This is a genomic window from Streptomyces sp. WMMB 322 (genome assembly GCF_900090145.1).
In the GTDB taxonomy this organism is placed as follows: domain Bacteria; phylum Actinomycetota; class Actinomycetes; order Streptomycetales; family Streptomycetaceae; genus Streptomyces.
In genome coordinates this window covers 194,659-207,158 of sequence record NZ_FMHI01000010.1, presented here as the reverse complement: position 1 = coordinate 207,158, position 12,500 = coordinate 194,659, and the positions used below count along the sequence as shown (strand labels likewise).

The 12,500-nt window shown below is 73.4% G+C and carries 9 protein-coding genes; 1 reads left to right on the top strand and 8 read right to left on the bottom strand.

The window, feature by feature from the left end:
- Positions 1-69 precede the first annotated feature (69 nt).
- Entirely contained in the window at positions 70-1,473 is a 1,404-nt protein-coding gene (locus H180DRAFT_RS17705) for a glycosyltransferase family 4 protein (protein WP_074466856.1), read from the bottom strand.
- Between the two features lie 573 nt (positions 1,474-2,046).
- Here H180DRAFT_RS17705 and H180DRAFT_RS17700 point away from each other — a divergent pair.
- Positions 2,047-2,658: a LuxR C-terminal-related transcriptional regulator gene (locus H180DRAFT_RS17700; RefSeq protein ID WP_368073132.1), complete on the top strand. Its 612-nt coding sequence runs from the start codon at positions 2,047-2,049 to the stop codon at positions 2,656-2,658.
- Here H180DRAFT_RS17700 and H180DRAFT_RS17695 read toward each other — a convergent pair.
- The 7 genes from H180DRAFT_RS17695 to H180DRAFT_RS17670 all read right to left on the bottom strand — a co-directional run bounded on the left by H180DRAFT_RS17695 (position 2,635) and on the right by H180DRAFT_RS17670 (position 12,409).
- The gene (locus H180DRAFT_RS17695) at positions 2,635-4,437 is read right to left on the bottom strand and encodes an ATP-binding cassette domain-containing protein (RefSeq protein ID WP_055487043.1); all 1,803 of its coding nucleotides are present in this window, start codon (positions 4,435-4,437) and stop codon (positions 2,635-2,637) included. The genes H180DRAFT_RS17700 and H180DRAFT_RS17695 overlap by 24 nt on opposite strands.
- Positions 4,438-4,607: 170 nt before the next feature.
- On the bottom strand, positions 4,608-6,641 hold the full coding sequence (locus H180DRAFT_RS17690) for an ATP-binding cassette domain-containing protein (RefSeq protein WP_107097686.1): 2,034 nt from the start codon (positions 6,639-6,641) through the stop codon (positions 4,608-4,610).
- Between the two features lie 121 nt (positions 6,642-6,762).
- Positions 6,763-6,888, bottom strand: coding sequence for a SapB/AmfS family lanthipeptide (locus H180DRAFT_RS29175; protein WP_107097680.1), 126 nt, complete (start codon positions 6,886-6,888; stop codon positions 6,763-6,765).
- A gap of 29 nt (positions 6,889-6,917) precedes the next feature.
- Positions 6,918-9,584 (bottom strand): class III lanthionine synthetase LanKC, encoded by a 2,667-nt coding sequence (gene lanKC / locus H180DRAFT_RS17685; RefSeq protein ID WP_055487042.1) that lies wholly within the window; start codon positions 9,582-9,584, stop codon positions 6,918-6,920.
- Positions 9,585-10,002: 418 nt separating this feature from the next.
- A complete protein-coding gene (locus H180DRAFT_RS17680; protein WP_079100184.1) occupies positions 10,003-10,995 on the bottom strand; it encodes a 5-oxoprolinase subunit C family protein in 993 nt (330 codons plus the stop codon).
- Positions 10,992-11,660, bottom strand: coding sequence for a 5-oxoprolinase subunit B family protein (locus H180DRAFT_RS17675; RefSeq protein ID WP_055487041.1), 669 nt, complete (start codon positions 11,658-11,660; stop codon positions 10,992-10,994). The genes H180DRAFT_RS17680 and H180DRAFT_RS17675 overlap by 4 nt, the downstream gene beginning before the upstream one ends.
- Entirely contained in the window at positions 11,657-12,409 is a 753-nt protein-coding gene (locus tag H180DRAFT_RS17670; protein ID WP_055487040.1) for a LamB/YcsF family protein, read from the bottom strand. Before H180DRAFT_RS17670 ends, H180DRAFT_RS17675 begins: the two co-directional genes overlap by 4 nt.
- Between the last annotated feature and the right edge of the window lie 91 nt (positions 12,410-12,500).

The following is a 12,500-nucleotide window of genomic DNA, read 5'->3' as shown; positions in this document are numbered from 1 at the left end:
GTTCGGCGGGTTCGGCGTCAAGTGGGGGTTCCGGTGCGGCACTCGGCGGGACGCTGCCGGGGGCGGGGATCAGCGCGGCACGCTCGCGGCCGGTGCGGATCCGCTCGAGTCGCGGGACGCGCCACGCTGCCGGGCGATCGCGGCGCGGTAGTGCTCCACGGTTCCGCGGGCGGCCTGCTCCCAGGTGAAGTTGCGCAGCACACGTTCGCGTCCTGCGGCTCCCAGACGGGCGCGCAGCCGCTCGTCGCCGAGCAGCCGCCGCAGCGCGGCGGCCAGGGCGCCCGCGTCGCCGGGCGGCACCGCGAGGCACGTCTCGCCGTCCTTGCCCGCGACTTCGGGGATGGCGCCGCCGGTGGTGGCCACCAGGGGTGTGCCGGTCGCCATGGCCTCGGCGGCGGGCAGCGAGAAACCCTCGTACAGCGACGGCACGCACGCGACCTGTGCTCCCCGCACCAGTCCGGCCAGTTCGGCGTCGCTGATGCCCTTGACGAACTCCACCGCCGCGCCGAGTCCGAAGCGCGTGAGGGCATCGGCGACCGGGCCCTCGGCGGGCCGCTTGCCGACGACGACCAGATGCGCCTCGGGAACCTCGGTGCGCACCTTGGCCAACGCCTCGACCAGATAAACGAGTCCCTTGAGGGGTGCGTCGGCGCTCGAGGTGGTCACGATCCGTCCGGGCACCTGCGGCACGGACGCGTCCGGCGAGAAGAGGCCGGTGTCCGCGCCGATATGGACGACGTGGACGCGTTCCTGCCGCACCCCGAGATGGTCGGTGATCTCCTTGCGCGACGAGCCGGAGACGGTCAGCACGGACGGCAGCCGCCGTGCGACGCGCCTTTGCATGCGCGTGAAGCCGTACCAGCGGCGCACGGAGGCGCGGGCGCGGCGGGTCCGGGCGGCGTCGAGGTCGAGCCGGCGGTCGACGGTGATGGGGTGGTGGACCGTCGTCACGAGCGGGGCGCCGAGGTCGCCGAGCAGGCCGTAGCCGAGTGTCTGGTTGTCGTGCACGATGTCGAACTCGCCGCGGCGGGCGGCAAGATGGCGCCGCGCACGGAGCGAGAAGGTGAGCGGTTCCGGGAAGCCGCCGGTCCACATCGTGGCGACCTCCAGCATGTCCACCCAGTCCCGGTACTCGCCGCGCCCGGGAGTGCGGAACGGGTCGGGCTGCCGGTACAGGTCGAGGCTGGGCAGCTCGGTGAGGGTGACTCCCTCGTCGAGCACGGGGTAGGGCTGCGCGCCGATCACCTCGACGGTGTGCCCGAGCCGGGCCAGTTCGCGGGAGAGGTGCCGGACGTAGACGCCCTGGCCGCCGCAGAACGGGTTGCCCTTGTACGTCAGCATGGCGATGCGCAGAGGTCTCTCGCCGTGGCCGCCAAGGTCCGCCGCGCGGGCGGGAGTTGCGGGGAGAGCGACGGGCCCGGGGGGTCCGCTCTCTCCGGCGGCCGGGGTGTCCCGTACGGCCTCTGCGGTCACTCACGGCCCCCTTCGTCACGGCGCTTCCACGGGGATCGGAGACACCGGAGCTGTTGCTGGACGTCGGGCAGCGGGCCCTGCCGGGCCGCCCGCCTTCGGACCAAGAATTTACCGGCCAGTCACTTGTCCCGAGCAGCCGAGGCAGGTGATTCGCGCCACCCGTCCCCCACCAGCACCGATGCCGCACCGCGGACGCGGCGGTGGCGAGGCGGCGGCGAGGCGGTTTCACCACGGAAGCGGGCACCCGTCGCGAAACGGGGCGCCCGCGGGCCGCGCCCGTGCTCCGTCCATGACGGCCGAACCGTGCTCCGTCCACGACGGCCCAACCGTGAACCGGCACGACCGGCCGAGCAGTCACCCCTGCCCTTTCGCGGTGTTCCACGGCTCACCACGGCGGTTGCACGGCATGGACGACGAGTTGAAGCCCAACCGGCGCGCGCACATTCTTCGCGCGCCTGGTGCGCGCTCCAGATACACCACGGGCTATCGGGAGTTGACCCGACTCCGCAATCCGGACCGTGTATGTATAGACGGTGCGATTCGTATATAAGCTGTGAATCTTTGTTCCGGAGGGTGAAGTTGATACGGGTACTGCTGGTGCATGACGCGGGCCTGCTCAGATCCGGGCTGGAGGCCCTGGTGAGCAAGGCCCACGACATGACGATCGAGACCGCAGGCTGGAGCCGCTCGCTTCCCGCGACACGGACCACTCCTGCCGACGTCTGCGTCATGGACACCGAAGGCCTGAGGGACAGTGCACTGGACGAACTGGCCGCCGCGCTCAGGAGGGCGGGAGCGAAGGGCAGCCGGATGCTCGCACTGGCCGACGCGGACCGCCCGGGGGCGTTGCGCCGGGCACTCGACGCCGGCGTGCTGGGTTTCCTGGACCGGAACGCCACACCCGACCGGTTGCTCACCGGCATCAGGAATGTCGCGCAGGGGAAACGGTTCGTCGACGAATCCCTCGCCCTCGCCTTCCTGCGCGCATCGGAAATGCCGCTGACCGCACGGGAACTCGCCGTGCTGAAGGTCGCCGCAGAGGGCGCCGGCATCGACGAGATCGCCCGCGATCTGAGCCTGTCCGGCGGCACGGTGCGCAACTACATGGCCGCGATCACCCGCAAGACCGGGGCCCGTAACCGGGTGGACGCCATCCGTATCTCACAGCGTGCGGGATGGCTGTGACCGGCGCGGGGAGGAGCCGCCGACGGAGGCGAGTTCCCGGTAGAGAGGAGAGCGCTCCAGCAGTTCGGAGTGGGTGCCGGTCTCGGCCCGCGAGCCGTCGAGCACCAGTACGCGCGGGGCTCGCCGCGCCGAGCTGATGCGGTGCGCGACGACGACGAGTGCGCCGGCGGCCCTCGCGCCGCCGGCCCTCCTCACCGTGCGGCCGGCGAAGGCCCGTTCGGCCCTCGCTTCCGCCGCCGCGTCGAGATGGCAGGTGGCCTCGTCCAGTACGGCCAGGGGGGCGGGCGAGAGATAGGCGCGGATCAGGGCGATCGACTGCCGCTCTCCCGCCGAGAGCCCGGCGGGTTCCACGTCACCGTCCAGGCCGCCGAGCCGCGCGGCAAGAGCCTCGCCGCCGAGGGCCGCGACGGCTCGTTCGACCTCGTCGTCGGACGGCTGGAGCGGACACAGATAGACGAGGTTGTCCCGGAGGCTGCCGGAGAACACGTACGCCTCCTGCGGGATCAGCACACGCTCACCGGCAGCCCGACCGCCGGACACCGGGCGGCCCGCCAGCGCGATCCGGCCGGTGTCCGGTTCCAGCATCCCCGCGATCAGGGCGGCCAGGGTCGACTTGCCCGTTCCGCTCGGGCCGACGACCGCGAGGTGACCGCCCTCCGGCACGACGAGGCTGAGGCGGTCGATGAGCGGCGCGGCGCCCGCCCCGTAACGGAAGGAAACCCCCCGGACGTCGACCGCCGGACGTCCGCGGAGCGCACGGTCCGGCAGCGCCGGTACCCGGGGGTCCTGCTCGGCGCCAGTACCCGGCTCGGCGCCCGGCCGCTGCGCCGACGGCGGCTCCCGGAGACGTCCGATGACGACGGCCAGCCGTGCACCCGCGGTGCCCAGACCGTGCACGAGGCTCTGGAGCGCCGGCATCAGCACCTGGGTCTGGTACGTCAGCGCCCCGGCCAAGGCGCCCGCCGTGACTCCCCGGGAGAGCAGCCACGGCGCAGCCACCAGCAGCACCACGAGGGGCAGCCGGCCGCCCACTCCGAGCGCCACGGCGCGCGTGACGCCCCACCGTGCGAGAGAGTCGGCTGCGCGGACCTCGGCGTCGATACGCGCGTCGCCGGCCGATTGCGCACGGTCTTCGAAACCGCAGGCGGCAACGTCACGCAAACCCCGGAAGGTCGCGCCCAGTTCGCGGGCGAGGTTCTCGTCGGACTCCAGGAGGACCTGCTGACGGCGGGCCAGGGGGCGCAGCGAGGCGGCGAAGATTCCGACGCCGAGCACCAGCGGAGGGAGCACGACCACCAGCAGCAGCGGCGCCAGCGAGAGGAGCCCCGTCAGCACGCCCACGGCGGAGAAGAGGAAGGAGCGGGAGACCATCACGAGACCGGCGAAGCTGTCCCGCGCGATCTCGACCTGATGGGTCAGCCGGGAGACCACGGCGCTGTCGCCGTCGTTCCCTCCCGCCGCGACGCCCCCGCCGCCGCCCGCACGGGGCGTTCCTGCCTTCAGCGCCCGCGTCACGACACCGCGCACGAGGGCGTCCCGCAGCGGCTCGGTCAGGTCGGCGACCGCGCCGAAGACCCGTCCGGTGCCCAGGGCACCGGCCAGAACGGCGACCGCCGTGACCGCCAGCCAGGCCAGGCCGACGGCGGGGCGGCCGGCGAGGAAACCGTCGTCGAGGGCGCGGGCCAGGGAGTAGCCGGAGACGAAGGCGTGCAGCGCCTCCAGCGCGGACCAGCCGGCCAGAGCGGCCAGCACCCTCGGGCGCCGGAGCAGGAAACGCATCCCTTCACCGGCGAGTCCGGTCTGCGCGGGGGTGCCCGGGCCGCCGTCTGCGGCCTCCGGGCGACCCTGCCGGCGACGTGGCCGCGCGGACCCGCCTGTCATTCTCCGTCCGTTCCTCTCCGGTCGCGGGGCACGCGTCATCCGGCCCTTCCCTGTCGCTGCGCGGGGCCTCAGGCGCACGGTCCGCCGCCGTCGCGCGATCCTCCGCGAACCGCTGCGCGCGGCTGATGCGGTTCGTCGGTCCGGGCCACGGCGCCGTCCGGTCCGGCTCGCGGCCCGGCGACCGGTTCTGCTCCCGATGCGGCTACGGGCCCGGGTGCCGGTTGGTCCTCCGGTCCGTTCGCCTCGCCGGTGAACAAGGCGCGGTAGCCGGGGAGACGGCAGAGTTCCTCGTGCGGTCCCACGGCGCGGACGCGGCCTTCGTCCAGCCAGGCGGCGAAGTCGGCGCGGGCCGCGGTGGATGCCCGGTGGGTGACCACCAGCCGGGTGCGTGCGGTCGTTGCGGGGCCGAACAGCGCCTCGGTGACGTGCAGTTCGGTCACGGTGTCGAGGCTGGAGGTCGCGTCGTCGAGAATCAGCAGCCGGCCCTCGTGGACGAACGCCCGTGCCAGGCCGAGACGTTGACGCTCACCGCCCGACAACGGGGTGGTCTCGCAAGCGGCGCCGTACCCCTCGGGAAGGGTACGGATGAAGTGATCCGCGCAGGCGGCACGCGCGGCCCGGACGACCCATTCGGCGACGCCGGGCCCGGTCTGCTCGGCCGCCGCCTGCCGGGGCACGCCTCGGCGGCCCGGTGCGTGCGGTACCCCCGGAGGCTGCGCCGGAGGGCGGCCGGAGGCGATGCTCTCGCCGAGGCTTCCCCCCAGCAGCGCCGGACGGGCGAAGGCGTAACCCACGGCCTGACGGAGCGAATGACGGTCCAGGGAGGCCAGTTCGACGCCGTCCAGGAGGATGCGGCCGGCGTCCGGCTCCGCCAGCCGTCCCGCCAGCGCCGCCAGCAGCGACTTGCCGGAGCCCGAACGTCCCACGAGCGCGACCGTCGCCCCGCCCGGCACCACGAGGTCGACCCCGTCCAGCACGGTCCTCTCTCCGGCCGACCCCCGTACGCCGTGGAACTCCAGCCGCCCGGGGCCGTGTTCGGGAAGCCGGCCGCTCCCGTGCCGCGGCGGGTCGACGGCCAGTACCTCGGCCAGGCGCCGGGCGGCGGTGCGGCTGCGCACAAGGGCGTTGAGACGGCCGACCAGCACGCCGACGCCTGCGGCCAGCGCCGCGTAGCGGGCGGTGGCGGCCAGCTCGCCGACGCTCAACTCCCCTCCGGCCAGCAGGGTTCCGGCCACGGCCACCGCCGCGACCTGCAGCAGGGGAACGAGCACCACCGCCTGCGCCGTGGCCCGGCCCTGCGCCCGCCACATGCCGTGTCCGGCGCCGCTGAGTGCGGGGAGTGGTTCGAGGACACGGCGGCGTTCACGCTGCCAGGTGCCCGCCGCTGCCACCGTACGGGCGCCTTCGAGGGCTTCGGTGAGACGGCCGGCGATGCGGGCCTGCTCGGCCTGGTAGCGGGAGGTGCAGTCCGCGGACCGCCGGGTGAAGGCCCGCAGCACCAGCGCCAGTACCGGCATTCCGGCGAGGAGGACCGCCGCCAGGCGCAGATCGAGCAGGGCGAGAGCGACGAGGCCGCCGACGGGCACGGCCACGGCCGGGACGACGGTGGCGGCCGCGCTCGGACCGCTGCCCGCCAGGGCCGCGTTGCCGGTGCCGCGTGTGACGAGGTCGCCGCCGGTGAACGGGGCGGCCCGGCCGGGGCCCAGGGCCAGGATGTGGGTGAGCAGCCGGGTACGCAGCCAGGCGGTGCTGCGCGCGTTGAGGGTGCCGGTCAGCACTGCGTCGGCCGAGTCGAGCAGCACCAGGGCGGCGGTGAGCGCCGCGCCGAGGGCGAGCCAGGGACCGGCGTCCGATCCGGCGAGAACCCGGTCGAGGGCACGGCCGAGGACGGCGGGCAGCAGCAAGGTCGCCGCGGCCGCGAGGAGGGAGGTGAGGCAGAGACAGGCGGTACGTGCGGCGCTGTGCCGGGCGGCGGAGACGAGAAGACCCGTGTCGGTGACGGCGCTCGCCCCGGCCCCCGGAACCCTCCCCGCGACGCCGTCCCCCGGCGGGCCCCCGGGCACGGGCCCGGTCGGGGCGGTCTCCCGCACGGCGCTGGCCATGGCGTCCTCGTCCTCCTGCAAGCCGAGAGGTGGAAGCGGCTCCGGGAGGAGTGGTGCGGACACACCCCGCCCGGAGCCGCCGGTCGTCATCTCATGCGGACGGCGGACCGTCCGGTGAGACTCAGAGGCAGAGCAGCGTGCTGTGCGAGCTGAACTTGTCGCACAGCAGCAGGCTGGCGCTGCTGTCGTCGCCGCCGCCGCCGGTGTGCTCCTGCGGCTCCATCGTCTGAAGGTCAAGAAGGGACATGTCGGTTTCCTTTCGGTGCTTCATATTCATTACAGGGACGGTGGTGCATCGGTACGGCCCGTTTCCGGACCGGTCTTGGGGCCGCTGCGGGGCAGCGGCGGAAGGAACGGCAGGCCGACGGGCGGCTCGCCGTTGCGGGCTGCGAAGGCGGCGCCGGCCGCGAGCAGGCAGCCCGCCGTACCGGTGGCCAGGTCCATCGACAGCCGCATCATCTGGTCGCCCGGGAAGGCCAGCCCGCCTTCGTACGTCATGCCGTACCAGGCCAGCCCGTCCAGCTGGGCGGCGACATCGGCGGCGCGGACGTCCGGGCTGGAGGTGCGGCAGAGGTGCAGCAGCATCCCCGCCCGCCCCTGGAAGAGGCCGGGCTGCGCGTAGTAGCGCATGCGCGCCGCGGGCAGGATCGCCGCCCTCGCCGCCTCGAACTCCTGCTCTGCCGGGCGGTGTTCGAGGTAGTCGTCGATGACGGTCCCGATGCCCACGCTGCCCGCGCCGAGGTAGGGCATGACGCGGCTGCCCTCGTCGACCTGCAGCGTGCCGCTGCTGTCCGGTACGCAGTGCGACAGGTCGCGCCTCAGAGCCGTCGCCGCCAGGTCCAGCAGGCCGCTGTCGCCGGTGCGTTCGTGCAGGCGGAGGAAGAGCAGGGCCGCTCCGGTGGCGCCGTGCAGCAGGCCGGCGCGTCCCCGGTACGGGTCGTCGTCGCCTGCTGGCTTTCCCCGGGCCGCGCCCGGCGTCAGGCCGTCGGCGAGCAGTTGGGCGGCCCGCATCGCCTGTGCGTGCAGTGCGCTCTCGCCCGTGGTGGTGCCCAGCCGGTCGAGCGTGAGGCCGACGCCGGCCAGGCCGCCGTTGAGGGTCGGCCCGAGATGCTGCCACTTCTCACCCAGGACACGCTCGACGAGCGCCAGTGCGTTCTTGGAGTGTCCGAGCCGGTCCAGGACGAACGCCGCGCCGAGCAGCCCGTCGTAGAGGCCGAGAGGGGTGCCGCGGGGCGGGCTCTCGCTGTGCCGCAGCAGCCATTCCTCCCCCTCGGGGCAGGAGCCGGCACCGGTCTCGGCCAGGGCGTAGAGCACACCGGCGGCGCCGTGGGCGAGGCCGAGCCCGCCGCCGTCGGCGAACTGTGCGATGTCGCCCGGGAAGAGGCGGTCCTCGCGCGAAGGTGTCGCCGAGGCCAGCACGGCCCTGGCCATGGACGCGCGGGCCTGCGGCCAGTCGGCGGGCTCGGCCGGCAGCTGCGTCCGGACTCGCGCCTTCCGTGGGCCGGTTGTGCCTTCGATCGTGGCGACCGCGTCCGACAGGAACTCCTCCGGCACGTCCGGGAACTGCTTCGCCGCCACCCGGGCCAGATGCGCGGCCTTGCCGCGGTCGACGGCCAGCAGCATCGTCATCGGCACGAAGAGAGCGATCCTCAGGCAGGCGAGAGCGTAGTGGTCGATCTCGTACCCGGTCCGGTCCGCCGGTGCGATGAACCCGGGGTGGGCGACGATCTGCCGTGGATCGTCCTCGGCGGGCGCCGCTGCCTCGAAGTCGAGCAGGGCGACGGAGCGCTCGTCGGGAGCGACCATGATGTTGAACATGTGCAGGTCGTTGAAGACCAGGCCGCGTGAGTGGACCGCGTCCACGGCCTCCTCGACCAGAGCGTGAATGCGCAGCGCCCACGAGGTGTACTCGCGGACGGCCGCCGGGTCCGGGCTCGCCGTGAGCAGTGGATGCCGCTGTGCGAAGAACGCGTTGAGGGTCTGCCCCGGCAGGTGGTCCATGACGAGGAAGCGGTGCCCGTCGAGGGTGAACCAGTCGCGCACGGCCGGGGCGACGGACAGGCCCTCCAACCGCTCCAGGGCCGCCTTCTCACGCTCCAGACGAGTCACGGCGTCGGCGCCGTCGGCGGCCAGACCGGCGTGCGGGCGGGCCTCCTTGAGCACCACGGCCTCGCCGGAGCGCTCGTCCGTACCGCCGTAGACGCCGCCGCCGTTGGAGAAGTGCAGCGCGCGTTCGATCCGGTACGGGAGGTCCGTGACCTTGGCGGCACGGCGTGCGGCGAGGTGCGGCTCCAGGAAGGACGGCAGGGACACCCACTCGGGCACGTGGAAGGAGGGCTCCTTGTGATCCGGTACGAGCCGCCCGTGCGCGTCCTCGACGGCCGGCACCAGCGTGCCGCCCGGCGAGAGACAGAAGCGCGGTGCGAAGCCGCCGTAGCGGACGTAGAGCGGGCCGTTCCCCCATCTCAGGTCGGTCAGGATGTACGGGCCGGGCTCGCCGGCGAGCAGCTCGCCGAGCTCTTCCAGAAGCACCTGCAACTGCTCCTGGCCCGAGGGATAGATGGTGGCGAACTTTCCGCTCGTGCCACGGCCGGCGTATTTGGCGTTCCGGAGGTAGAGGAGCGTGCGGGCCGGCACGAATTTGAAAGGAATTCCCCGGGCCACACAGTAGTCCCAGACTTTCTCGGCGACTGCGTCGGCATTATCGAGGCAGGCCGAAGCGTGCACTTTCCAGCCCTGGGGCTGGAATTGGCCCTGCACCGGCCGTAATTCGAGCCAGTCGCCGGAACGCGTCCGGCGCCATCCCTCCGGAACAGGCCGAAGCGCCGTCGGGAAGGAGTCGCGATCATCCTGGGCAGACTCCGCCGCGTCACCGGAGAGACGATCCGGAGTTTCGTAGAAGAATCTGTCGGCGAGGCAGAAAACCTCGTATCGCTTGTCCATTTCGGCGGCCCCCCTCTGCGGCACGGAAAGAGAATGACACTCCGTCCGGAACGGGGAACAGTAGCGACTGTCACAAGGCACTCATGAGGAACGCACAGGTAACCTCGTTTTTGCGTCACCGCTTCCGCTCCCGCGTCCGAAACGGGCCTCTTCTCCCCTCCGCCCGGCCGTCAGGGGCCCTGCCCGGCCGCAGGAGAAGGGCAGGGGGAAAGAGGCCGGGGGCCGGGGGCCGGGGGCCGGGAAAAGGGGACGGGGAGGAGGCCGGGAAAAGGGGACGGGAAAGGGACGGGGAGGAGGCACCAGAGGCGGGGCCGTCAGGGAGACGCCCGTCCGGGAGCCGTCGTCCCGTCCTCCGCGAGCACGACCGGTCCCCGCGGCAGACCGTTCCGGCCACGCCGGGTCGACGCCGGGCCGCGCCTCATCTCCCGAGAGGCGTGAAGCGCACGGGTGTGCCGGGCACCGCCTGCGCCACGGCGGCAAGCGCCTCCTCCGGCACGACGCCGATCACCGGGTAACCGCCCGTGACGGGATGGTCGGCGAGAAAGACGACCGGACGGCCCTCCGGCGGCACCTGGAGGGCGCCCAACGCGATGCCCTCGCTGGGCAGTTCACCCTCGCGAGCCCGCTCCAGCACCGGCCCTTCGAGGCGCAGCCCTATGCGGTTGCTGGCGGAGGAGACGCTGTAGCCGCCGGTGAGGAGGGTGCGCAGCGCCTCGTCGGAGAACCAGTCTGCGCGCGGCCCGGGAACCACCGGCAGCACCAGTTCGCCCGGCGGTGCCGCCCATGGTGCGGCGTCGGGGGCGGCACCGTGGCGCATCCCGGAGGAAGGAGCGCCCAGCGGCAACCGGGCTCCGTCGCGCAGGGGTTCGGGACCGAGACCGGAGAGCAGGTCGGTGGCCCTGCTGCCCAGCACCTTCTCGGCGTCGACGCCGCCGGAGAAGGCGATGTAGCTGCGCAGGCCGCGTTCGGCGGGTCCGACGTCCAGCACCGAGTCCGCCGCCAGCCGGAAGGGGACGCCCCACGGCGCGGGCCTGCCGTTCACGGTGACCGCGCAGGGGGCGCCGGTGACCACTGCCTCGGTGACCGGTCCTCGGGGCCTTCCGCCGCCGTCCCGGCCCGCCGGGCCTCCGGCGCCCTCCCGCCCGGCCGCGGTGACGAGCACCGCGCAGCCGTCGAGGGTGGTCTCCAGGGTGGCGGCATCGTCCGGGTTGCCCACCAGCCGGTTGGCCAGCCGGTGAGCGGGCTCGTCCAGCGCTCCCGAACGGGGCACGCCCAGGTGTGCGTGCCCCGGCCGCCCCAGGTCCTGGACGGTGGTGAGTGCCCCGGCGCGTACGACGTGCAGCCCGGCGGCGGCCTCTGCCCGGACGCGGCCGGAGTCGGAGCCGGAGTCGGAGCCGGCGAGGACGTTCATTCCGTTCCGCCCTCCGGGACGAAGCGGACGCGGGTTCCCGGCGCGAAGAGGGCGGCGGGCTCACGTGCCGCGTCCCACAGCACGGTGTCCACGGCGGTGCCGATCAGCTGCCAGCCCCCCGGCGAGGAGCGGGGATAGACCCCCGTGTACGGGCCGGCGAGCGCGACCGAGCCCGCCGGGACCTTCGTACGGGGATCGGAGCGGCGCGGCACGTGGTACTGCTCGGGCAGCCCGGTGAGGTAGCCGAAGCCGGGCGCGAAGCCGCAGAAGGCCACACGGAACGAGGTGGCGGCGTGCAGCCGCCCCACCTCCACTGGATCGACGCCCCACATTCCGGCGACGTCCGCAAGGTCCGGCCCGTCGTAGCGGACGGTGATCTCCACGGCGGACTCGCTGCCGCGCTCCAGGGGCGGTATCTCCCACTCCCCCACCTGCTCCGCGAGACGCCGCGGTTCGGCCAGTCCGTCCAGCAGTACGGTGCGGGCGCCCGGCACGATCTCCGTGATGCCCGGCAGCAGGCCGGCGGCGCGGCGGCGCAGCACTTCTGCGTGGAAGGCCTCCGCCGCTTCGGCTCCGGGCAGTTCGATCAGCAGGCCGTGACGCCCGACGGGCAGGACGACGCACTCGCTCCCGCGGATGCCGGAGACTCTCGCGGCGGTGCTCACGCGAACGCCCGGAGCGTGATCCCGGCACCCGTCAGCTCGTCGCGTATCCGGCGGGCCAGGCGGGCGGCGTCGGGGGTGTCGCCGTGCAGGCAGAGGGAGCGGGCGGGCAGCCGCAGCGGCCTCCCGTCGACGGCTGCGACATCCTTGCCCTCGGCGATGGCGATGGAGCGGGCGACGACCTCCTCGGGATCGGTGAGGACGGCACCGGGTTCACCGCGGGGCACGAGGGTGCCGTCGGGGCGGTAGCCGCGGTCGGCGAAGGCCTCGTCGACGACGGGAAGGCCGACGGCCTCGGCGGCGCTGTGCAGTTCGGAGCCGGGAAGCCCCAGCACCGGCAGGGGCGCGCCGGCCATGCGTATGCCGTCGGCGACGGCGGCGGCCTGCGCGCTGTCGCGCACGCAGCGGTTGTAGAGCGCACCGTGCGGCTTGACGTAGGCGACGGCGGTGCCCGCGGCTCGGGCGAAGATCTCCAGGGCGCCGACCTGGTAGGCGATTTCGGCGGCCAGTTCGGCTGCGGGTACGTCCATGCTGCGGCGGCCGAATCCGGCCAGGTCACGGTAGGAGACCTGGGCTCCGATCCGCACCCCCTCCGCAGCGGCCCGCTCGCAGACGCGGCGCATGGTGAGCGGATCGCCGGCGTGGAAGCCGCAGGCGACGTTGGCGCTTGTGACCGAGTTCAGCAGGGCTTCGTCGTCGGTGAGTTGCCACCGGCCGAAGCCCTCTCCCAGGTCGGCGTTGAGGTCGATCATCGGAGCCAACCTAGAGGATTGTTGAACAATACGGCAAGGGGGTTGTTGTCCCGTACGGCTTTGTACGTTTCACTGGGGCGGACCACCTGCC

Coding starts and splice junctions, on each gene's coding strand:
- lanKC (WP_055487042.1), bottom strand. CDS start 9,584: ATGGACAAGCGATACGAGGTTTTCTGCCTCGCCGACAGATTCTTCTAC.
- H180DRAFT_RS17690 (WP_107097686.1), bottom strand. CDS start 6,641: ATGGCCAGCGCCGTGCGGGAGACCGCCCCGACCGGGCCCGTGCCCGGG.
- H180DRAFT_RS29175 (WP_107097680.1), bottom strand. CDS start 6,888: ATGTCCCTTCTTGACCTTCAGACGATGGAGCCGCAGGAGCACACCGGC.
- H180DRAFT_RS17695 (WP_055487043.1), bottom strand. CDS start 4,437: ATGCGTTTCCTGCTCCGGCGCCCGAGGGTGCTGGCCGCTCTGGCCGGC.
- H180DRAFT_RS17680 (WP_079100184.1), bottom strand. CDS start 10,995: ATGAACGTCCTCGCCGGCTCCGACTCCGGCTCCGACTCCGGCCGCGTC.
- H180DRAFT_RS17670 (WP_055487040.1), bottom strand. CDS start 12,409: ATGATCGACCTCAACGCCGACCTGGGAGAGGGCTTCGGCCGGTGGCAA.